At 63.5% G+C, this 18,947-nt stretch carries 26 protein-coding genes; 11 read left to right on the forward strand and 15 right to left on the reverse strand.

Translation table 11 applies throughout. From position 1 onward, the window contains the following. Nucleotides 1-97: 97 nt before the first annotated feature. A complete protein-coding gene (locus AC6JBC_RS06245; protein WP_464772493.1) occupies nt 98-343 on the reverse strand; it encodes a hypothetical protein in 246 nt (81 codons plus the stop codon). Continuing rightward, a complete protein-coding gene (locus AC6JBC_RS06250; protein ID WP_449474644.1) occupies nt 340-672 on the reverse strand; it encodes a hypothetical protein in 333 nt (110 codons plus the stop codon). Before AC6JBC_RS06250 ends, AC6JBC_RS06245 begins: the two co-directional genes overlap by 4 nt. A 124-nt stretch (nt 673-796) precedes the next feature. Here AC6JBC_RS06250 and AC6JBC_RS06255 point away from each other — a divergent pair, with 124 nt between their 5' ends. After that, complete coding sequence (locus tag AC6JBC_RS06255) at nt 797-1,102, forward strand: plasmid stabilization protein (RefSeq protein WP_498025938.1); 306 nt, start codon at nt 797-799, stop codon at nt 1,100-1,102. Here the strand turns inward: AC6JBC_RS06255 and AC6JBC_RS06260 are convergent. After that, nucleotides 1,099-1,863, reverse strand: coding sequence for a glutaminyl-peptide cyclotransferase (locus tag AC6JBC_RS06260; RefSeq protein WP_498025939.1), 765 nt, complete (start codon nt 1,861-1,863; stop codon nt 1,099-1,101). The two genes, AC6JBC_RS06255 and AC6JBC_RS06260, sit on opposite strands and share 4 nt — an antisense overlap. Continuing rightward, nucleotides 1,860-2,597, reverse strand: a complete 738-nt coding sequence (gene ygfZ, locus AC6JBC_RS06265; protein WP_498025940.1) for a CAF17-like 4Fe-4S cluster assembly/insertion protein YgfZ — start codon at nt 2,595-2,597, stop codon at nt 1,860-1,862. The genes AC6JBC_RS06260 and ygfZ overlap by 4 nt, the downstream gene beginning before the upstream one ends. A gap of 48 nt (nt 2,598-2,645) precedes the next feature. On the opposite strand from ygfZ, the gene AC6JBC_RS06270 reads away from it, so the two are divergent. Continuing rightward, on the forward strand, nt 2,646-3,977 hold the full coding sequence (locus AC6JBC_RS06270) for a dihydroorotase (protein ID WP_464802777.1): 1,332 nt from the start codon (nt 2,646-2,648) through the stop codon (nt 3,975-3,977). 13 nt (nt 3,978-3,990) lie between these two features. Here the strand turns inward: AC6JBC_RS06270 and rarD are convergent, their stop codons facing one another. Both rarD and AC6JBC_RS06280 read right to left on the reverse strand, forming a co-directional pair. After that, nucleotides 3,991-4,860, reverse strand: coding sequence for an EamA family transporter RarD (rarD, locus tag AC6JBC_RS06275; RefSeq protein ID WP_498025941.1), 870 nt, complete (start codon nt 4,858-4,860; stop codon nt 3,991-3,993). Between the two features lie 29 nt (nt 4,861-4,889). Beyond that, the gene (locus tag AC6JBC_RS06280) at nt 4,890-5,111 is read right to left on the reverse strand and encodes a hypothetical protein (RefSeq protein WP_464802775.1); all 222 of its coding nucleotides are present in this window, start codon (nt 5,109-5,111) and stop codon (nt 4,890-4,892) included. A gap of 152 nt (nt 5,112-5,263) precedes the next feature. On the opposite strand from AC6JBC_RS06280, the gene AC6JBC_RS06285 reads away from it, so the two are divergent. The 6 genes from AC6JBC_RS06285 (at nt 5,264) to AC6JBC_RS06310 (ending at nt 9,358) form a co-directional block, all read left to right on the forward strand. Further along, nucleotides 5,264-5,986, forward strand: coding sequence for a hypothetical protein (locus tag AC6JBC_RS06285; protein ID WP_498025942.1), 723 nt, complete (start codon nt 5,264-5,266; stop codon nt 5,984-5,986). Between the two features lie 61 nt (nt 5,987-6,047). Continuing rightward, nucleotides 6,048-6,431 carry a fluoride efflux transporter CrcB gene (gene crcB / locus AC6JBC_RS06290; protein ID WP_196225860.1) on the forward strand — a complete coding sequence of 128 codons (384 nt, stop codon included), beginning with the start codon at nt 6,048-6,050 and terminating at the stop codon, nt 6,429-6,431. Further along, complete coding sequence (locus tag AC6JBC_RS06295) at nt 6,428-7,759, forward strand: RluA family pseudouridine synthase (RefSeq protein WP_498025943.1); 1,332 nt, start codon at nt 6,428-6,430, stop codon at nt 7,757-7,759. Before crcB ends, AC6JBC_RS06295 begins: the two co-directional genes overlap by 4 nt. Beyond that, on the forward strand, nt 7,756-8,415 hold the full coding sequence (locus AC6JBC_RS06300; protein WP_498025944.1) for an HAD-IA family hydrolase: 660 nt from the start codon (nt 7,756-7,758) through the stop codon (nt 8,413-8,415). Before AC6JBC_RS06295 ends, AC6JBC_RS06300 begins: the two co-directional genes overlap by 4 nt. Beyond that, complete coding sequence (locus AC6JBC_RS06305) at nt 8,412-8,666, forward strand: hypothetical protein (protein ID WP_464791976.1); 255 nt, start codon at nt 8,412-8,414, stop codon at nt 8,664-8,666. The genes AC6JBC_RS06300 and AC6JBC_RS06305 overlap by 4 nt, the downstream gene beginning before the upstream one ends. Beyond that, the gene (locus AC6JBC_RS06310; RefSeq protein ID WP_498025945.1) at nt 8,663-9,358 is read left to right on the forward strand and encodes an ATP12 family chaperone protein; all 696 of its coding nucleotides are present in this window, start codon (nt 8,663-8,665) and stop codon (nt 9,356-9,358) included. The genes AC6JBC_RS06305 and AC6JBC_RS06310 overlap by 4 nt, the downstream gene beginning before the upstream one ends. Before the next feature lie 106 nt (nt 9,359-9,464). On the opposite strand, the gene AC6JBC_RS06315 is transcribed toward AC6JBC_RS06310, so the two are convergent. From AC6JBC_RS06315 to AC6JBC_RS06325, 3 genes are all read right to left on the reverse strand, one after another. Further along, nucleotides 9,465-10,145 carry a murein L,D-transpeptidase catalytic domain-containing protein gene (locus AC6JBC_RS06315; protein ID WP_498025946.1) on the reverse strand — a complete coding sequence of 227 codons (681 nt, stop codon included), beginning with the start codon at nt 10,143-10,145 and terminating at the stop codon, nt 9,465-9,467. Nucleotides 10,146-10,235: 90 nt separating this feature from the next. Continuing rightward, on the reverse strand, nt 10,236-10,526 hold the full coding sequence (locus AC6JBC_RS06320) for a hypothetical protein (RefSeq protein ID WP_464788561.1): 291 nt from the start codon (nt 10,524-10,526) through the stop codon (nt 10,236-10,238). A 6-nt stretch (nt 10,527-10,532) separates the two neighbouring features. Further along, nucleotides 10,533-11,987 (reverse strand): L,D-transpeptidase family protein, encoded by a 1,455-nt coding sequence (locus AC6JBC_RS06325; protein WP_498025947.1) that lies wholly within the window; start codon nt 11,985-11,987, stop codon nt 10,533-10,535. Between the two features lie 59 nt (nt 11,988-12,046). Here AC6JBC_RS06325 and AC6JBC_RS06330 point away from each other — a divergent pair, with 59 nt between their 5' ends. After that, nucleotides 12,047-12,964 (forward strand): histone deacetylase family protein, encoded by a 918-nt coding sequence (locus tag AC6JBC_RS06330; protein ID WP_498026014.1) that lies wholly within the window; start codon nt 12,047-12,049, stop codon nt 12,962-12,964. On the opposite strand, the gene AC6JBC_RS06335 is transcribed toward AC6JBC_RS06330, so the two are convergent. From AC6JBC_RS06335 to hisB, 6 genes are all read right to left on the reverse strand, one after another. After that, complete coding sequence (locus AC6JBC_RS06335; protein WP_498025948.1) at nt 12,948-13,520, reverse strand: hypothetical protein; 573 nt, start codon at nt 13,518-13,520, stop codon at nt 12,948-12,950. The two genes, AC6JBC_RS06330 and AC6JBC_RS06335, sit on opposite strands and share 17 nt — an antisense overlap. A 74-nt stretch (nt 13,521-13,594) precedes the next feature. Continuing rightward, nucleotides 13,595-13,915 (reverse strand): phosphoribosyl-ATP diphosphatase, encoded by a 321-nt coding sequence (locus tag AC6JBC_RS06340; protein ID WP_498025949.1) that lies wholly within the window; start codon nt 13,913-13,915, stop codon nt 13,595-13,597. A gap of 46 nt (nt 13,916-13,961) precedes the next feature. Then, nucleotides 13,962-14,726 carry an imidazole glycerol phosphate synthase subunit HisF gene (gene hisF / locus AC6JBC_RS06345; RefSeq protein ID WP_498025950.1) on the reverse strand — a complete coding sequence of 255 codons (765 nt, stop codon included), beginning with the start codon at nt 14,724-14,726 and terminating at the stop codon, nt 13,962-13,964. A gap of 97 nt (nt 14,727-14,823) precedes the next feature. Further along, complete coding sequence (gene hisA / locus AC6JBC_RS06350) at nt 14,824-15,561, reverse strand: 1-(5-phosphoribosyl)-5-[(5-phosphoribosylamino)methylideneamino]imidazole-4-carboxamide isomerase (RefSeq protein WP_196225871.1); 738 nt, start codon at nt 15,559-15,561, stop codon at nt 14,824-14,826. 120 nt (nt 15,562-15,681) lie between these two features. Beyond that, nucleotides 15,682-16,299, reverse strand: a complete 618-nt coding sequence (hisH, locus tag AC6JBC_RS06355) for an imidazole glycerol phosphate synthase subunit HisH (protein ID WP_498025951.1) — start codon at nt 16,297-16,299, stop codon at nt 15,682-15,684. Then, on the reverse strand, nt 16,296-16,883 hold the full coding sequence (hisB, locus tag AC6JBC_RS06360) for an imidazoleglycerol-phosphate dehydratase HisB (RefSeq protein ID WP_196225873.1): 588 nt from the start codon (nt 16,881-16,883) through the stop codon (nt 16,296-16,298). Before hisB ends, hisH begins: the two co-directional genes overlap by 4 nt. Before the next feature lie 98 nt (nt 16,884-16,981). On the opposite strand from hisB, the gene AC6JBC_RS06365 reads away from it, so the two are divergent. Both AC6JBC_RS06365 and fumC read left to right on the forward strand, forming a co-directional pair. Beyond that, nucleotides 16,982-17,458: an SspB family protein gene (locus AC6JBC_RS06365; RefSeq protein WP_449473174.1), complete on the forward strand. Its 477-nt coding sequence runs from the start codon at nt 16,982-16,984 to the stop codon at nt 17,456-17,458. 66 nt (nt 17,459-17,524) lie between these two features. Next, a complete protein-coding gene (gene fumC / locus AC6JBC_RS06370) occupies nt 17,525-18,907 on the forward strand; it encodes a class II fumarate hydratase (RefSeq protein WP_498025952.1) in 1,383 nt (460 codons plus the stop codon). Nucleotides 18,908-18,947 lie beyond the last annotated feature (40 nt).

Genomic DNA, 18,947 nt, shown 5'->3' on the forward strand with positions numbered 1-18,947 from the left:
TGGATTTCCCCTTTTCGGTCGATGGCGATGTGCCGCCATTACGGCCCCGTCTCATAGAGGCCGGGTCGGTCAGGGGCAACAACCGCGCCAGTCTGAGTCAGGCTATGCCGCGATAGTTGCCGGGAGGGTCGCTTGCCGGGAAGGATTCGTCCACCTGCTCGTCGATCATGTCCCAATCGCTTGGGGCGATATGCTGTTCTGCGGGACCGGCGTCCCGGATGATGCCCGACGATCCGACAGGCGCGCGATCGTCAAGTTCGGCTGGGGCCTTCCGGTCTTTCCAGCTACGCCATGCCACAGCGCCCAGCCCGCCCAGAAATGCCAGCTTCAACAACCCCTTCATGATGATTTCTCCTGCCTGTCATGAACATGGACCCAGTCGGCGCGGTCCTGGGTAACGCCATGCGGATGAAGGGAAAATTCGCCTTCTTCATCGGTGCCGGGTTCGGCGTGATCGCCGCCGGGATGGGTCGTGACGGCCCACCGCTCCCGAAGCGCGGCGTTGATCATCGCGCGCCATTGGGCTTCGTCACCCGCCTCACGCATGGCGGGGTCAGGGTCCTTCATGATGGCGAGGATGCTGGCCGCGTCGGCTACGTGCGCTTGCCACTGATCGGGTTCATGCGCGGCGAGATGGCGGGCCAGCCGTTCGATAAGGGTGCGCTGTTCCATAGCCGGGGAACGCCCGCCCATCAGCTTCCGTTCCGCCAGTTTCGTGACGCAAGCGCAGCGTTGTGAACGCGATTGCCGGATGATCGTTGGATCGCGGTGAGGGGCTGCTGACAGGAGATGGATCATGCCGCGTGGCGACAAGGGCAGTTATACCGACAAGCAAAAGCGCAAGGCCGAGCATATCGAGGACGGCTATGAGGATCGCGGGGTTTCCCACAAGGAGGCGGAACGGCGGGCCTGGGCGACGGTGAACAAGGAATCCGGTGGCGGAAACAAGTCCGGGTCGGGGCGAGGCAAGCCTGACACGCACGTTTCCTCGCGCAAGGGCGGGCGAAAGGGTGGCGCCGCTTCGGCTGGGCGGTCGGCGGCGGATCGATCCGCGGCGGCGAAGAAGGGATGGGAAACGCGGCGCAAGAAGGCAGCTAGTTAGCGCGCGTCCTTGCTTTGCTTTTTGAGGCGTATCTCGAACAGCTTTGGCCAATATTTACCCGTGACGAAGATGCGGTCGCGTTTTTGGTCATAGGCGATGCCGTTGGGCACAGCTTCACTATCAGTGACGCCGCTTTCCCGGATGAGTGGGGCTATGTCGATCCAGTCGATGACGTTGCCGGTCGCGAGATCGATCCGGGCGATGCGGGTGTCGTACCAGATGTTCGCCCACAACTCGCCCTTCACATATTCCAGTTCGTTCAGACGCTCGACCGGACGACCGTTGAACGCCACGTTTAGGCGGCGCGTCTCGCCAAGTGTTTCGGGATCGAGGAAGCGAAGTTGTGAGGTGCCATCGCTCATGATCAGGTTGCGGCCGTCCTGGGTCAGGCCCCAGCCTTCGCCTTCATAGCGAAACTGGGAAAGCGGCGAGAATCCGTTGATTTTCCAGACGAAGCCCTGACGATGGCGCCAGGTTAGGCTGATCAGCCGGTCTTTCCAGTTGACGATGCCTTCGCCGAAATATTGCGGAGCGAGGGTGCGGCTTAAGAGGACCTTGCCGTCCTCGAGCGAAACCTTGCGGATTTCCGATTGGCCTTCCAGGCCGGTGCTTTCGTAGAGGGCGCCGTCGTGGAAGAAGAGGCCCTCGGTAAAGGCTTTGGGATCGTGAGGATAGGCTTTCACCAATGTCCAGGGCGTATCGGCCCATGCGGGCATGGCGATGCTGAAAGCCCCGAGCAGGGCGAGCAGGAAGCGCTTCATTCGGCGGCTTGCTCCGCGATCGCGGCGGCGAGCCACGGGGGCAGGGTCGCGGGATCGATGTCTTCTACGCGACGCAGTTCGATAGACAGGTTGAAGTCGGGCAGGGCGGCGCGTTGGCGCTTCTCGTCGGCGTTGGCCAAGGGTACGGTCACTAGGCGACGGTTCACCTTGCTGCGATAATGCATGCGGGCGGTGTTTTCCTGACCGACATAGCAGCCTTTGTCGAAGTCAACGCCACGCAGCTCGCCTGCATTGGTTTCCAGCCATAGTGTCTGGTCCTGACCCACCTCGCCCGCGCCTTCGAACACGCCGAGCGACAGGCGGTGAGCGCGGAAAGCGGCAGAGGCGTCGCCCGATGCGGGCGGAGCGAGCCAACGATGGCCGAGGTCGGCGAGGCGCGGGTCGAGGGGCTTGTCAGTGGCTGCGAGTGACCAGTGGACCGCGAGCGTCTCCTCCCGCGCAATCGTCACCTTGCGGCGGAGGCGATAGAGGGTGAGCCGCTTGGCCAGCGCGTCGGCCTGCGTCGCCTCGCAATCGATCAGCACATCGTCGCCATCGGCCCATAGAATGAAGTCGTACAGTGCCTTGCCCTGCGGCGTCAGGAGCCCGGTCCAGCGTGGTTCGTCCGCCTTGAGCGTCAGGACGTCGCGGGTCAGCAGGCCTTGCAGAAAGGACCGTGCCTCTTCGCCTGAAATTCTGAGTAGCGCGCGGTCGGTTAGGGTGGTGCCGGTCATCGGCTTTAGGTAGGACAGACGCCGACCATATCCAAGCGGCGAGCAATCATGTCCCAGAATTTCGACCTGATCCTGAAGAACGGCACCGTCCACACGCCCGGCGGGGCGGCGCAGACCGATGTCGGCGTGCGCGGCGGCAAGGTCGTGGCGATCGGGTCTTCGCTAGGCGACGCTGGCGAGGTAATCGACTGCACCGGGCTGGACGTGTTGCCTGGCTGCATCGACAGCCAGGTGCATTTCCGCGAGCCAGGCCTTGAGCATAAGGAAGATCTCGAATCAGGCAGCCGCTCCGCCGTGCTGGGCGGGATCACTTCTGTGTTCGAGATGCCGAACACCAACCCGAATACGGACAGCGCCGAGCGCGTGCATGACAAGCTGGCCCGCGCTCACCATCGCATGTGGTGCGACCATGCTTTTTATGTCGGTGCGACGGCCGACAATGCCGAAGCGCTGAAAGAACTGGAGCGTATTCCCGGTACGGCGGGCGTGAAGATTTTCATGGGCGCGTCGACCGGCAGCCTGCTGGTGGATGATGACGCGGCGCTGTCGCGTGTGTTGGCGAGCGGTACGCGGCGTGTTGCCATCCATGCCGAGGATGAGGCGCGGATGAATGCGCGCAAGGATTTGCGGGTGGAGGGCGATCCTTCCTCCCACCCCGTCTGGCGCGATGATGAAAGCGCGATGATCGCCACGAAGCGGATCATCGGTCTTGCCCGTCAGGCGCGTCGGCGCATCCACATCCTGCATGTGACGACGCCCGCGGAGCTGGAATATATCGCCGGGCATAAGGACATCGCCACCTGCGAAGTGACGCCGCAGCATCTGACGCTGGCGGCGGAGGATGCCTATCCCCGGCTTGGCACCTATGCGCAGATGAACCCGCCGATCCGGTCGGCCTCGCACCGGGACGGCCTGTGGCACTGGCTCAATCAGGGCGTGCCTGATGTGCTGGGCAGCGACCATGCGCCGCATACGATCGAGGAGAAGGCGAAAACCTATCCCGGATCGCCCAGCGGCATGCCGGGCGTCCAGACGCTGGTGCCCTTGCTGCTCAACCATGTGGCGGAGGGGCGTTTGTCGCTGCGGCGGTTTATCGAATTGACCTCGTCAGGTCCGCAGCGGGTGTTCGGGCTTGTCGGCAAGGGGCGGATTGCGCTTGGCTATGATGCCGACTTCACGGTGGTGGACCTCAAGAAACGATGGACGGTGGGCAGCGACTGGCTGTCCTCGCGCTGCAATTGGTCGCCCTTTGAAGGCATGGACCTGACCGGCAAGGCCGTGGGGACGATCGTGCGCGGGAATCGGGTCATGTGGGAAGATACGCTGGCCAATGAAGCGGTGGGCGAAGCCGTGCGCTTCGAGGCGACCGAGTTCGCCTGAGCGCGCTAACTCGCTACGCCGCCGCCAGCCTGTTCTTGCGGGCGGCGGCGAAGCTGTCTGTCGCAAACAGGATGAGGCCCAGCCAGATCAGTGCGAAGCTGATCATCTGGCCCTGTGTCAGTTTCTCGCCATAGAGCAGCACGCCGCACAGGAATTGCAGCGTGGGCGCGAGATATTGGATGAGGCCCAGCGTCGTAAGCGGCAGGCGCTGAGCAGCCATGGCGAACAGGATCAGCGGCACCGTCGTCAGCGCGCCCGAGAAGATCAAAAGGCTGCTGGTATAGCTGTCCCGCCCAAGGCTGATGCCGCCATGGCCCCACAGCCATAGCAGATATGCAAGAGCGAGCGGCGCGAGCAGCAGCGTTTCCGCGCCCAGGCCAACCATCGGCGCAACCGGGGTCAATTTGCGGACAAGGCCGTACAAGGCAAAGCTGACGGCTAGACCGATGCTGATCCACAGGGTGGTGAAGGCCGCCGCCGCCATGATGGCGACACCCACCGCAGCGATCGCGATGGCGATGGTTTGCCCGCGCCGCAGCCGTTCCTTCAGCACCAGGACGCCGAGCGCGACATTGACCAGTGGATTGAGGAAATAGCCAAGGCTGGCAGCGATGACGTGGCCGTTATTGACCGACCATACATAAACCAGCCAGTTGAACCCGATGAACAGCGCGGATGCGGTGAGGGGCAGGACGATCCGCCTGTCGCGCAATGCTGCTCCAAGCGCGCCCAGTTTCCGCCGTGCCGCGAGCACGCCGACGATCAGGATGAGCGACCATATGACCCGCTGCGCCACGACCTCGACCGGGGTCACGGCGTGGAGCAGCTTGAAAAAGATAGGCAGCAGGCCCCAGAGCCCATAGGCCGCCACCGCAGCGAGCAAGCCCGTCCTTAGCTGCTGATCATGCGGGTTCAGAAAATGCCTCCGCCCATGAACAGGCGGAACGCCCCGATCGCCGCGACAATGAGGCACAGGTTGCGGCCGCTGTTACGCGTCGATAATATCCCGATCACGGCGCCAAACAGCGCGATCGGCACCAGCAGCCAGTTGGCGATCCCCAAAAGCGGCAGGAAAGCCGGGATCATCAGCAGGAGGGCGAAAAGGCCGATCAGGACCGAGAGGACGTTTAGCATCGCGATGAGATGGGCCTTGTTCGGCGCGGAGACAAGATGGGCGCGGATGCCATTCGCATCTTAATGGTATGGGAAAATTTAGCGATTTACCAAAATCACTAACGGAAAATTAACTCCTGACATTCACCTCTTGTTTACAAAGGAGTTAAGCCATGCCGCCTTTCCGTTCTGTCTATGCCCTTGCCGTGCTGCTCGCGCTGCCATTGGCGAGTTGCGGGAAGGGGGACAAGGAGGCTGATCTTAACGCCCTCGACGCCCAGCTGACCAATAATGCCGTGGACCCTGCCCTTCAGGAAGCATTGGGTGGGAAGATCACGGTCGATCCCAAATTGACGGGGCAATCCGGACGCCCGGCGATCGCGGGTTTGCCGAAGCTTAGTGGCGATGCGGCCAAGGCACTGGCCGAATCGGTGAAGCTTGCGGGTGGTAAGCTGCTCGCGACCCCTGCTTCAACGGCAGGTGAGGGGAAGGAACCGGCGGCTGCGCTGGCCTCCGCCGCTCAAGGTCAGGACAAGCCGGGCGGCAATGTCTTCTGCCGCAAGCAACTGGCCTACGGCATGCAGTGGGCCAGCCGCCTGCCCGATCCCTTCGGCATTTATCCAGGTGCCAAACTGACGGAGGCGGCGGGCGCGGACAAAAATGGTTGCACGCTGCGCGCGGCCACTTTTGTGACGCCGGTGCCCCGCCAGAACGTCATGGACTATTATTATACGCAGGCGCGGCGTTCCGGCTTTGACGCCGAACACACGGTTATGGGCGGCGATCATGTGCTCGGCGGTACGCGCAAGGATGACGGCGCCGCTTTCCTGCTGGTCTTCACCAATGCATCGGGCGGGCGGACGAATGTCGATATAATCGCCGACAAGGGACGGTAAGCGCGCAGAAAGGCGCGCGCCGCCATTTTCTTTACCGCAATTTGCCTCTAGGGCGGGCGGGATGAACAATATCCTCCTTGTCATGGGCGGCGGCGCGGTTGGCGCGCTGGCACGCTATCAGCTGGGCCGCTTTGCCGGTCACATGCTGCCGGGTGTGCAGTGGCCCTGGGGCACCTTTGCCGCGAACGTGCTGGGCGGTTTTGCCATGGGTCTCCTTGCGGGCTGGCTGGCAAGGTTCGGCAGTGCATCGGGTGAGGCCCTGCGCCTGTTGCTGGCGGTCGGGCTGCTTGGCGGCTTCACGACATTTTCCTCATTCAGTCTGGAGACAGTGCTGATGATCGAGCGCGGGCAGTTGGGCATGGCGATGAGCTATGCCGCCCTGTCAGTCATCGCGGCGGTCGGCGCGCTGGTCCTTGGCCTTGGCATGATGCGGAGCGTGGCATGAAGGGGCGTCCTCCCGGCAAGCCTTCCGGTCCTTCGCGCGGAGGCAAGCCCGGCGGTGGCGCGCCCGGCCGCGCTCGTGGTGGCGCAAAGGCGGCGCGGGCGCGCAAGCCTGATGCGCCGAGGTCACCGGCGAAAACTCCCGCCAGGCCTACAACGCCCAAGGTCGCAGCGCCCAAGGTTGCTGCGCCCAAGGCTGCTGCTGCGGGTAAAGGCGTTTCGCTGGACGTGCGTCAGTTCCGCGTGGGCGCGGACGATGATGGCATCCGGCTGGATCGCTGGTTCCAGCGGCATTTGCCCGACATCGGCTTCAACAGCGTGTCGCGCTGGTCTCGCACGGGTCAGTTGCGAGTTGATGGCGCGCGCGCCGCACCGGGCGATCGCGTGGCCGAGGGGCAGCTCATCCGCGTTCCTCCTGCCGAGCCCAAAGCCGCCGAGACCGCCAAGCCTCGCCGCGTCCGGCCGGAATTGAGCGAAGACGAGATCAGTTTCGCACAGAATATGGTGATCCATCGCGACGCGCAGGCGATCGTCATCAACAAGCCGCCGGGCCTGGCGACGCAGGGCGGCACCAAGACCGATGAGCATGTCGATGGCCTGCTCGACGCTTTGGAATATGAGCTGGATCAGCGGCCCAAGCTGGTCCATCGGCTGGACAAGGACACCTCCGGCGCGTTGCTGGTTGCCCGCACGGCGCGGTCGGCGGCTTATTTCGCGAAGGCTTTTTCCAGCCGCACCGCGCGCAAGGTTTATTGGGCGATCGTCATGGGCGTGCCCTCGATCAATGACGGCATGATCGAGTTGCCCATCGCCAAGCAGCCCGGCACCGGCGGCGAGAAAATGCATGTTGATGAGGAAGAGGGGATGCCCGCCCGCTCGCGCTACCGCGTGATCGAGCGCGCGGGGAACCGGGCCGCCTGGGTCGAACTGCAACCGCATACGGGTCGCACGCACCAGTTGCGCGTGCATATGGCGGCTATCGGGCATCCGATTGTCGGCGACGGCAAATATGGCGGCAAGGAAGCGTTCCTGTCTGGCTCGATCAGCCGGAAGATGCACCTGCACGCCCGCCGCATCCGTGTCGATCATCCCGATGGTGGGCGGGTCGATGTGCGTGCCGATCTGCCCGAGCATTTCGCGGCTAGCCTGATTTCGCTGGGCTTCGACATCAATGCGGGTGACCTGCCGCTGGACGAGGAAATCGCCCGCGCGCCAACCCGCGAGGATGAGAAGAAGGCGGCGCGTGCCCATGCCAAGCAATGGCGCAAGGAGCGTCGTGGGGAACGGCGGTCGCGCGGATCGGGTGGTAGCGGGAGCCCCTGCAAGAAATGAGCAACCGCCTTGCCGTTTTCGATTGCGACGGCACTCTGGTCGATAGCCAGCACAGCATCTGCGCGGCCATGACGCTGGCGTTTGAGGGCGAGAAGCTGGCTGCGCCTGATCGGATGACGATCCTGTCCGTGGTTGGCCTGTCGCTGCCGTTGGCGATCGCGCGATTGCTGCCGGAAGCGGAGGCGGATTTCCATGACCATCTGTCGGAAAGCTACAAGCGCGCTTTCCAGCAGATGCGCCGCGATAATGCGGTGTCGGAGCCGCTATATCCGGGGATAGCCGAGTTGATCCGGGAACTGGATGCCGACGGATGGCTGCTGGGCGTGGCGACTGGCAAGTCGGATCGGGGGCTGAACCTCTGCCTGGCGCATCATGGCATCGATGCGCATTTCGTGACGCTTCAGACCGCCGACCGGCATCCGTCCAAGCCGCATCCGTCCATGCTGCTGACCGCCATGGCGGAAGCGGGCGCGAGTCCGGAAACGACGGTGATGATCGGCGACACCAGCTATGACATCGACATGGCGCTGAGCGCGGGGACGAGGGCGTTGGGGGTCGGTTGGGGCTATCATTTGCCCGCCGATCTCATTGCGGCTGGCGCGCATGCCGTGGCGATGGACAGCGATGAACTCAGGAACCATATCCGCGCAGCATGACCGACTTTCCTCCTCCCCCTCCCGTCGATCCTGAAAAGGTCGCGCGCCAGCGTCACTTCGCGCTTGGCATGTTCCGCCTTTCGGGTGCCCTGCTCGTGATGTTCGGCTTCCTCATCCTGATGGAGCGTTTTAGCTGGGTGCAGGGCAGCAAGGCCAAGGCGATGGGCATGATCTTCGTGCTGGTCGGCCTGTTCCAGTTCATCATAGTGCCGCGCCTGCTGCTGGCCCTGTTCCGGAGGCCGCCGCAGTGAGGCGCTTCTACAAGGATGTCTCGGTGATTTCCGGCGAGGCCGGGCGTGAGATCCAGCTGGACGGGCGCCCGGTGCGAACGCCCGCGCGTGCGGCGCTGGCTCTGCCGACCGCGGGGTTGGCGGAGGCTGTGGCCGAGGAATGGCGCGGGCAGGGTGATATGGTCGATCCGCGCTCGATGCCTTTCACCGGCCTTGCCAACGGGGCCATCGACCAGATCGCGCCCAATCGCGAGAGCTTCGCTTCGGGCATCGCCAATTACGGGACCAGCGATCTGCTCTGTTACCGCGCCGAAGGGCCTGCGGAACTGGTGTCGCGGGAGGCGGCGGCGTGGGACCCGCTGCTGGACTGGGCGCGGCGGCGTTATGACGTCACCTTTCGCGTGACCCAAGGCATTATTCCGGTCGATCAGCTGCCTGAGACTTTGGAGCGGCTGGATGCGGCGGTAAAAGCCTATGATCCCTTCACGCTAGCGGGATTGTCCACGCTCGTGACCCTTTCGGGTTCGCTGGTCTGCGGCCTGGCGATCGTCGAGGGTGGGCATGATGCCGATACGATCTGGACCGCGTCGGAAATAGATGAGGCCTGGGAAGTCGAACAGTGGGGCGAGGATGTCGAAGCCGCCGCCCGATCAGCCAGACGGCGGGATGAGTTCGCGATGGCCCGACGCTTTTGCGAGTTGGTGGCGCGGTAGACCAATCGGCACCAACTCCTCAGCCCGAACGGTGTGAGGAGGCGGTCAATTTAATCCCGCTCTGCTTCAGATGAGCAGTAGCGGCAGCCGGTCGAAGCGCCTGACTTCAAGCCCCCATTGCCGTGAGCTTGTTCGCATAAACCATGCGGCCCGGGCCAAGCAGCCCCAGCAGTTGCGGCAACATATGCTGGGCGACGGCGAAGCAGCCTTCGCTGCGGCCGATCTTGCCCCAAGTCGCGATATGATCTTCGCTCACATAATCGGCGCCGTGGATCACGATGGCGCGTATCTCGGCATTGTTGTTCTGCGAATCGAGGCCTGCCAGTCGCATGGCGCGACCGTGCTGCCCTTCGTAAATTTGTCCGGTCTTGTACGCGCCCGCCGAACTCGCCAGTGAATTGGGCTCGTTAGAGAAAGTCTGGAGCCAACCGGAATGTCCCGGATCGGATCCCCGGCCATGAGCCACCAGATAGGAACTGGAATGACCGCCGATCAGATCGACGATGTGGAAGCGCAACTCACGCGAAGGAGCGTTGAAATCGGCTAGCGCGATCCGGTCGCGCAGTTCGAACATATGCGCATGTTCGTCCAGCGCCGCCTTTGCCCGGTCCAGCAGCCGCGCATAGGGCTGCTGCGCCAAGGGCGTAACCGGATGCGGGGTGACAGGCGGCGGGACTGGCGCGGCAGGCTGTGGCATGGCCGTCACGGCCGCGCGTCCGGCGCTGTCTGCTAGGAATGAAAAGGCAAGTCCGCTTAAAGCGGCCTTCGTAAAACTGCGGCGATCCATGAATCGCAATATAGCAAAGCTCTTCGCCCGCTTAAAGGGCAGAGCGCAGATGGGCGGCCGCCGTTCGTCCGAAGGCGGCCAGCCTTCGGCTTAATTGGTCGAATTGCTTCCCTCGGCCGACTGGTCCAGCCGTGCGGTCATGCCGGTCGCTTCCGCATCGTCCTGAATCTGCTGTTTCTCGGTAATGCTTGGCGGCGGCGCGGGTTCCGGCGCTTGCGCAGCATTGTTGGCTGGCGGCAGCGGAGCTTCCGGTTCCTCGATGATCACATTTTCAACCGGCGGTTCGACCATGTTGTTGGTCGCGGGCGTTTGTTCTTCCTTTTTCCCGCAGGCGGAGAGGGCGAGCGCGCCAGCGAGGACGGCGAGGGCAATCTTGCGCATGGGGTCTTAGTCCTTCGATGCGATGGTGGGTGCCGGGGCGGCAGTGGGATCGAGCCGACGGCTGGATGCCTCGATCTTCTGGGCGAGCAGCTTGTCCCAGCCATAGGGGTCAGACCGGAAGTTCATGGTGCCGTTGCTGCTGGCAAAGGCGGTCCAGTAAAGCAGATACACCGCCACTTCCTTCGGCAATTGCACGCGCTGCGTCTTGCCCGTGTCGATCAGCGATTGCACCTTCCCAGCGAGGTTGGGGTCGCTTTGCAGCATCAATTCCGCGAGCGGAACGGGCTTTTCAAGCCGGATGCATCCATGGCTGGCGAGCCGGTCATAGCTTGAGAATTTTGCGCGGGCAGGCGTGTCGTGCAGATAAACGGCGAAGGGATTGTTGAAGTCGAACTTCAACCGCCCGAGCGCGCTGCCGGGACCCGCTGGCTGAACGATCCGCTCCCCGGTCTCAGGCGTGCCGACGATCTTGTAGCCCTGGCGCAGCAGGGCCGCGCGGCCCTTTGGCCACAATTCCTTCTTCGCGATGGAGGAGGGGACGTTCCATGGCGGATTGACGACGATCGAATGGATGCTGGAGGTCAGCATCGGCGTCGCATTGTCCGGCGATCCGGTGACCGCCCGCATAGAGGTGACGGGCTGATCGCCTTCGAAGACGGTGAGGACGGCGGCGGCGATGTTCACCTGCACGCGGTTGACCGGCAGCTGGCGCGGCATCCAGCGCCAGCGTTCCATATTCGCCATGATGGCAGCGATGCGTTCGTTCACCGGAACATTGAGTTCCTTGAGCGTGCGGGCGTCCAGTAAGCCGGTGGGGTTCAACCCATAGCGGCGCTGCGCCCGCTGAAGCGCGTCGGACAGCTTTTCGCCGGACTGAACAGCCTTGTCCTCGATGGCGAGGCGGTTGCGCACCGCATCGGGCGCGGATTTCGCGCCAAGGACCGGCCAGCCCCCGGCGTCACGGATTTGCTCATAATTGGCAAGGCCCCGGCGCAGTCCCTCATAACCCGAATAGGGCGGCGTGAGGGTGGCCGCCCATTGCGGCAGGCGGTCTTCGGCAATGGCGCGGGCAAGGCCGGGGCGCGGATCCACGGCCGCAGGGCGCAAGGCCCAGATGTCCAGGAAGTCGGCGGTATCGACCCTGCCGGTGCTAAGCGCCTTGGCCCTGTCGAGAACGGCGGTGACCAACGCGTCGCCACTCAGGACGCCGGTCGCCTTGTTGCGCGCCATCAGGCCTTGTTCAGCGCCGCCCTTCAACCAATTGTTGAGCCAAGCCTGCTGCGCGGCCGATGGAGCCGGGATGGGGACGGGCGGCGGCGTCACCATAGCGGGCGGCGCGATGACCGGCGGAGTGGGCGCGGGCAGCGTCGGCACGACCGCAGGCGGCTGCGCGAGCACGGGTGCTGCGGCAAGGCCCATGAGTGAGCTGAGGCTGAAACGGATCAAATTGGGACGGTTCATGCTGGACCAGATAGCGCAAAGCCCTCATCGTTCAAACTCGAGATCGCGGAAAAAAGATGATGCTCCATGTCGTTCACCATCCTGCCTATGTTTCCCCTGCCACAGGCGGCAGCCGCTTTCGTTTTGATAAATATGGGCTGGTTATGGAAGCACTTAGGGTAAGTGGCGCCGCCTTTACCGTCCATGAACCCGCGATCATGCCCCGCCACTGGATCGAGGCCGTGCACGATGCCGCCTATGTAGAGGAAGTTGCCAGCCTGAATGTGCCGCCCGAAAAGGAACGGCGGATCGGTTTTGCGGTGAATGAACGGGTGATGCGGCGGTCCATGCTGTCTCCCGGCGGAACCTGGGCCGCGGCCAAGCTGGCGATGCTTCATGCCTATGCCGCCAACGCGGCCGGGGGCAGTCATCATGCGCTTTACGACAGCGGCGCGGGTTATTGCGTGTTCAATGACCTGGCCATCGCGGCGAATCGACTGATCGGGGAAGGGGACGCGCGGCGGGTGTTGATTCTCGACCTCGACGTGCATCAGGGCGATGGCACCGCGCAGCTGATGGAGGGGCGGGACGATGTTTTCACGCTGTCCGTCCATGCGGAGAGGAATTTCCCCGTGCGCAAGATGCGGTCGTCGTTGGACGTAGCGCTTCCCGACGGGGTGGGTGACGCCGATTATCTTGCGGCGCTCATGGAGGTGCTGCCCCAGACGCTTGATGGCTTTGGCCCCGACCTGATCCTGTATCAAGCCGGGGTCGATCCGCATGCTGACGACAGGCTGGGGCGACTGGCGCTGAGCGATGCGGGGCTGGAAGCGCGGGACCGCACCGTCATGCGGGAAGCGCGTCGCCGTGGCATCCCGCTCGCCAGCACCATGGGCGGGGGTTATGGCGAGGACAGGATGGCAGTGGCAGAACGTCACGCCGCCTGCATGATCCGGCTAGCGGAGGAGGCGGGAACGAGGCTTAGTGCATTGTCGTAGCGTTGACCGATGCGACAGGAGCCGTCACGATCAGCCGAGCCGCGATAAGTCCTGCGACGGCGAGTGCGATGAAGTCGCTGAAGGCAAGGTAGAGACTATATCCCCAATGCGCGTGGTTGAAGACGGCCTGACCTATGTTCAGCCACAACACGGCCACGAGCGCGGAGAGCAGGGCGATGCGCGCGCGGTTGCCGAAGTCCGCAGCCGCGAATCTCAGCGCCATGGCGATGAGTACCCCGGTGATCAGGGCCAGGACGAGCCCGCCGATCAGCGCGGCACTATCCGTCACCGGAAAGCCGCTCTCATTGTAGAAGATCGTCGCGATCGGTCCCTTGCCATATAGGATGGTGCCCTGCGCGGTCGCCGGATCGGGGACGATATAGACTCCGGTTCCGGTCTGGGTCAGAGACTGCGCCAGTGCCGCCTGAAGGTTTGCGCCGGGCGCTTCGCCCGTGCGGTGAAAGGCCAAAGCGCTGAGCGGCGTCTGCCAGAAGAGGAAGCGGATCACGAAAAGAGCGAAGCCGCCCAATATGCCGCCCGCGATCGTCCTTACCATAAGCCGTCATCCTCCCTGTTTGCCTTGAGACAGATCAGGAAACGCCGATGGAAGGATTTCTTTCCGGCAGGCGATCAGTCCTTGGGCCGCGCGGCCTTTTCCGCGATCCCGGATACGCCTTCTCGGCGGTCCAGTTCATCGAGCACGGCGTCCAGCGGAATGTCGAGGTCTGCCAGGAGAACCATCAGGTGGAACAGCAAATCGGAGCTTTCGCCGATCACGCCTTCGCGATCGGATGCCATGGCGGCAATGACGGTCTCGACCGCCTCTTCGCCGACCTTCTGCGCGATCTTGCCCCTGCCTCGCGCGGTCAGTTTTGCGACATAGGATTGGGACGGGTCAGCCTTCCGCCGTTGCCGGATGGTCTGTTCAAGATCGAAGAGTGTCGAGCGCATGCCGTCCATCAAGCCTTCGCCGCCCGGCCCGTCAATGAAAAGTTGCTTATCGCGCGCGGACCGGCACGCCCGCAGCAGCAAGCGCCTGATGCGCTTCGGCTACTGTATGCTGGCCAAAGTGGAAGATGGAGGCGGCGAGCACCGCGCTGGCATGACCCTCGATCACGCCTTCGACCAGATGCTGGAGCGTGCCGACACCGCCGCTGGCGATAACGGGAACGGAAACCGCGTCGGCGATAGTGCGGGTGAGGGCGAGGTCATAGCCCTGTTTCGTGCCGTCGCCGTCCATGGAAGTGACGAGCAGTTCGCCCGCGCCGAGTTGCGCCAACCGTACCGCATGTTCGACCGCGTCGATGCCGGTAGGCTTGCGGCCGCCATGGGTGAAGATTTCCCAGCGGTTGTCGCCGACGCGCCGGGCGTCGACCGATCCGACGATGCACTGACTGCCGAAACGGTCGGCGATGTCGGCCACGACTTCAGGGCGCGCGACTGCCGCGCTGTTGACGGCCACCTTGTCGGCGCCCGCGAGCAGCAGGGCTCGGGCATCTTCCGGGCTGCGCACGCCGCCGCCGACGGTGACAGGCATGAAGCAGACTTCGGCGGTGCGGCGCACCACGTCCAATATGGTGCCTCGCGCTTCATGGGTGGCGGTGATGTCGAGGAAGCAAAGCTCGTCCGCGCCAGCCGCGTCATAAACCCGCGCCTGCTCCACTGGGTCACCCGCGTCGCGCAGGTCAACGAAGTTCACGCCCTTGACCACGCGGCCATTGGCGACGTCCAGGCAGGGGATGACGCGGGTACAGACCGTCATGAGCGGCGCACCCCCCGCCGCTCGGTTCGAGCGCAGTCGAGAACCACGATTGCACCCGTATCTCGACTTCGCTCGATACGAACGGATGCTGACACTATCATGCCGCAGCCTTCGCGATTGCCAGTGCCGCCTTCAGGTCCAGCCGCCCGTCATAAAGCGCGCGGCCAGTGATGACGCCTTCGATGCCTTCGTCTGCGTGCAGGCTGAGCACGCGAATGTCCGCGATCCCCGCCACGCCGCCGCTTGCGATGACCGGAATATCCGTGCCACGCGCCAACTCGACGGTCGCGTCGATGTTGCAGCCCTTGAGCAAGCCGTCCCGGCCTACGTCCGTGAAGAGCAGGCTGGCGACGCCCGCATCCTCGAACCGGCGGGCGAGGTCCGCGACGGGCATGTCGGACTTTTCGGCCCAGCCATCGGTCGCGACGAAGCCGTCTCGTGCGTCCACGGCAACCACGATCCCGCCCGGAAAGTCTCGCGCCGCCGCCTTGACGAACGCTGGGTCCTTCAATGCGGCCGTGCCGATGACGATGCGTGATACGCCAAGGTCGAACCAGCGCTCCACAGCCTCGCGGTTTCGGATGCCGCCGCCGAGCTGAACATGGCCGGGGAAGGCTTCGACGATGCGCTCTACCGCTTCGGCATTGACCGCATGGCCTGCGAAGCTGCCATCAAGATCTACGACATGCAGATGCTCGGCCCCCGCCTCCGCGAAGATCAGCGCCTGTGCGGCGGGGTCGTCGCCATAGACGGTGGCGCGGTTCATGTCGCCCTCTGCCAGGCGGACAACTTGGCCGCCTTTAAGGTCGATGGCGGGGAAGACGATGAGAGACATGGACCTACCGATATATTAGGCCGACCGTGCTCCTGCGCAGGCAGGAGCCCAGATCGGACGCTGGAGCTGGGCTCCTGCCTGCGCAGGAGCACGGAATTTCTTCACTCGCCCGGATTAGCGTCACGGACGCCACTCCAGAAAGCGGGAGAGGAAGGAAAGGCCATAGGTCTGGCTCTTTTCCGGATGGAATTGGCAACCGATGATCGTGTCACGCGCGACGGCAGCGACCAGCGGGCCGCCATGATCGGTGATGGCAGCGACATGGGCAGGGTCGGCGGCTTCGAAATGATAGCTGTGCAGGAAATAGGCTTCGCCCGGCTCCAGCAGAGGCGGCGCGCCGTTCAGCACGACCTTGTTCCAGCCCATGTGCGGCACCTTGATCGCGGGATCGGTCGGCTCGATCAGTCGCACTGTGCCGGGAACCCAGCCCAATCCTTCATGCCGTCCGAACTCTTCGCCCGCGTCTGCCAGCAATTGCATGCCGACGCACACGCCAAGGAAGGGCGTGCCGCGCTGGCCCACCGCCTCGTTCATCGCGCCGATCATGCCGGGAATGGCGGACAGCGCATCCATGCACGCGCGGAAAGCCCCGACGCCGGGCAGGACGATACGGTCAGCCTTCGCCACTACCTCGGGGTCGGTGGTGATGACGGCATCCTCTGCCCCCGCCTTGCGCAGGGCATTATGGACCGAATGGAGGTTGCCTGCGCCGTAATCGATGAGGGCTAGCGCAGTCACAACATCCCCTTGGTGGACGGAATTGCGTCCGCCTTGCGCGGATCGATCTCGACCGCCTGCCGCAGCGCGCGGGCGAGCCCCTTGAAGCAGCTTTCCACGATGTGGTGATTGTTGCTGCCATAGAGATTTTCGACGTGCAGCGTGATCCCGGCAGCCTGCGCGAAGCTGTGGAACCAGTGTTCGATCATCTCGGTATCCCATTCGCCGAGGCGCTGCACCGTGAAGGGCGCGTTGAACACCAGCCAGGGACGGCCTGAAATGTCGAGTGACACGCGCGAAAGCGTCTCGTCCATCGGCGAATAGACGCTGCCGTAACGGGTGATGCCGCGCTTGTCGCCCAAGGCCTTTGCCACAGCCTCGCCAATGGCGATCGCCGTATCCTCGGTCGTGTGATGCTGGTCGACATGCAGGTCGCCGACCGTGCTGACTGTCATGTCGATCAGCGAATGGCGCGACAGCTGCTCGATCATGTGATCGAGAAAGCCGATGCCGGTGGAGACGGTATAGATGCCCGTTCCGTCGAGATTGACGGTCACGTCGATCTGCGTTTCCGCAGTGTTGCGGTGAATTTCGGCGGTGCGCATGGCTGCGCCCTATACCGAAGTGGGGGTGGCATGCAATGTGGCGTTGCATGTGCGGGGCGCACTTGACCCGCCGCGCCGCGCCGTTAGGACAATGGGGGATGAGCGACGACTTGCCTGACAGCCTGATTCCCTACGACGAAATCGTGCAGGAGGCGCTGCGTGCCGTGGTCGGCCGCGTGCTGGGCGAAGTCGAGCATTCTGGCGGTCTGCCGGGTTCGCATCATTTCTACATCACCTTCAAGACGCAGGCTCCCGGAGTCGCGATCCCCAAGCAATTGGTGGAACGGTTCCCGGACGAGATGACGATCGTCCTTCAGAATAAATTCTGGGATCTGAAAGTCAGCAGCGACGGGTTCGAGGTCAGCCTTACATTCAATCAGGTTGCGTCGCATCTTGTAATACCCTTTGCCGCCATCACTGCCTTCGTGGACCCCGCGGTGAATTTCGCGCTCCAGTTCCAGGTGCAGTCGGACGGATTGCCCGAGCCGCACGAGGAAGCAGAGAATGACGCGCCGCTGGTCACGACCGAAGACGGCTCCAACGTCGTGACTGTGGATTTCGGCAAGAAGAAATAAGGGCTGGCGGATAGCCGTCATACCTCCCAGATTGGTTTCCTGACTTTACGTTCCGGGAGCCTTTGCATGGAAAGCCGCACGGAAACCGACAGCATTGGTGCTGTAGAAGTGCCCGCAAGCGCCTATTGGGGCGCGCAGACCCAGCGCAGCATCGAGAATTTTCCCTTCGGAGCGATGGAGCGCATGCCGATCGGGATCGTTCACGCGCTCGCCATCGTCAAACAGGCTGCGGCGCGGGTTAATCGCGCGGAAGGATTGGCGCCGGAACTGGCCGAGGCGATAGAGGCGGCCTCCGCCCGAGTGATCGCGGGCGATCATGACGATCAATTCCCGCTCGTCATCTGGCAGACGGGCAGCGGTACGCAATCCAACATGAATGTGAATGAGGTGGTCGCGGGCATTGCCAATGAAGCGCTGACAGGCAAGCGGGGTGGCAAGTCGCCGGTTCATCCGAACGACCATGTGAATATGGGGCAGTCGTCCAACGATAGCTTTCCCACCGCGCTTCACATCGCCGCCGCCCGCGCCGCTATGGAGCAGTTCTTCCCCGCGCTCGACCGGCTTCACAAGGCGCTGGATGACAAGGCGCAGGCCTGGGGCGGCATCGTGAAGATCGGCCGCACCCATCTTCAGGACGCAACGCCGCTGACGCTGGGGCAGGAATTTTCGGGCTATGCCCATCAGCTGTACCGCTGTCGCAATCGGATCGAGCCTGCCGTGATGCACGGGATGATGTTACTGGCTCAGGGCGGAACGGCCGTGGGCACTGGACTCAACGCGCCCGAGGGCTTTGACGTCGCCATGGCAAGGGAGATTGCGGCGATCACCGGCTTGCCGTTCCGCACGGCGGATAACAAGTTCGAGGCGCTCGCCTCCAACGATCCGCTGGTGCATCTCTCTTCGACCCTCGCCACGCTGGCCGTCGCGCTCACCAAGATCGCCAACGACATCCGCCTGCTTGGCAGCGGGCCGCGTTCCGGGCTCGGCGAATTGGATCTTCCCGCCAATGAACCGGGCAGTTCCATCATGCCTGGCAAGGTCAATCCAACCCAGTGCGAGATGCTGACCATGGTGGCCGCACAGGTAATCGGCAACCATCAGGCCGTGACGGTCGGGGGCCTTCAGGGGCATCTGGAATTGAATGTCTTCAAACCTATGATCGGCGCTGCCGTCCTGCGTTCCATCCATCTGCTGAGCGTCGGCATGGACAGCTTTGCCGAACGCTGTGTCGAGGGGCTGGAAGCGAACGAGAAGCGCATTGCGGAACTGGTCTACAGGTCGCTGATGCTGGTCACCGCCCTCGCGCCCGAGATTGGCTATGACAACGCCGCAAAGATCGCGAAACATGCGCATACGGAAGGGCTCACGCTCAAGGAAGCGGGGCTAGCCCTTGGCCTGATCGATGAGGAAAGTTTTGATCGGCTGGTCCGGCCGGAAAATATGGTGTGAACTGGCGGAACCGCCCGTCCTGCGATACATTGATCGCCAT

The sequence above is a fragment of the Sphingobium sp. RC1 genome (assembly GCF_059738765.1).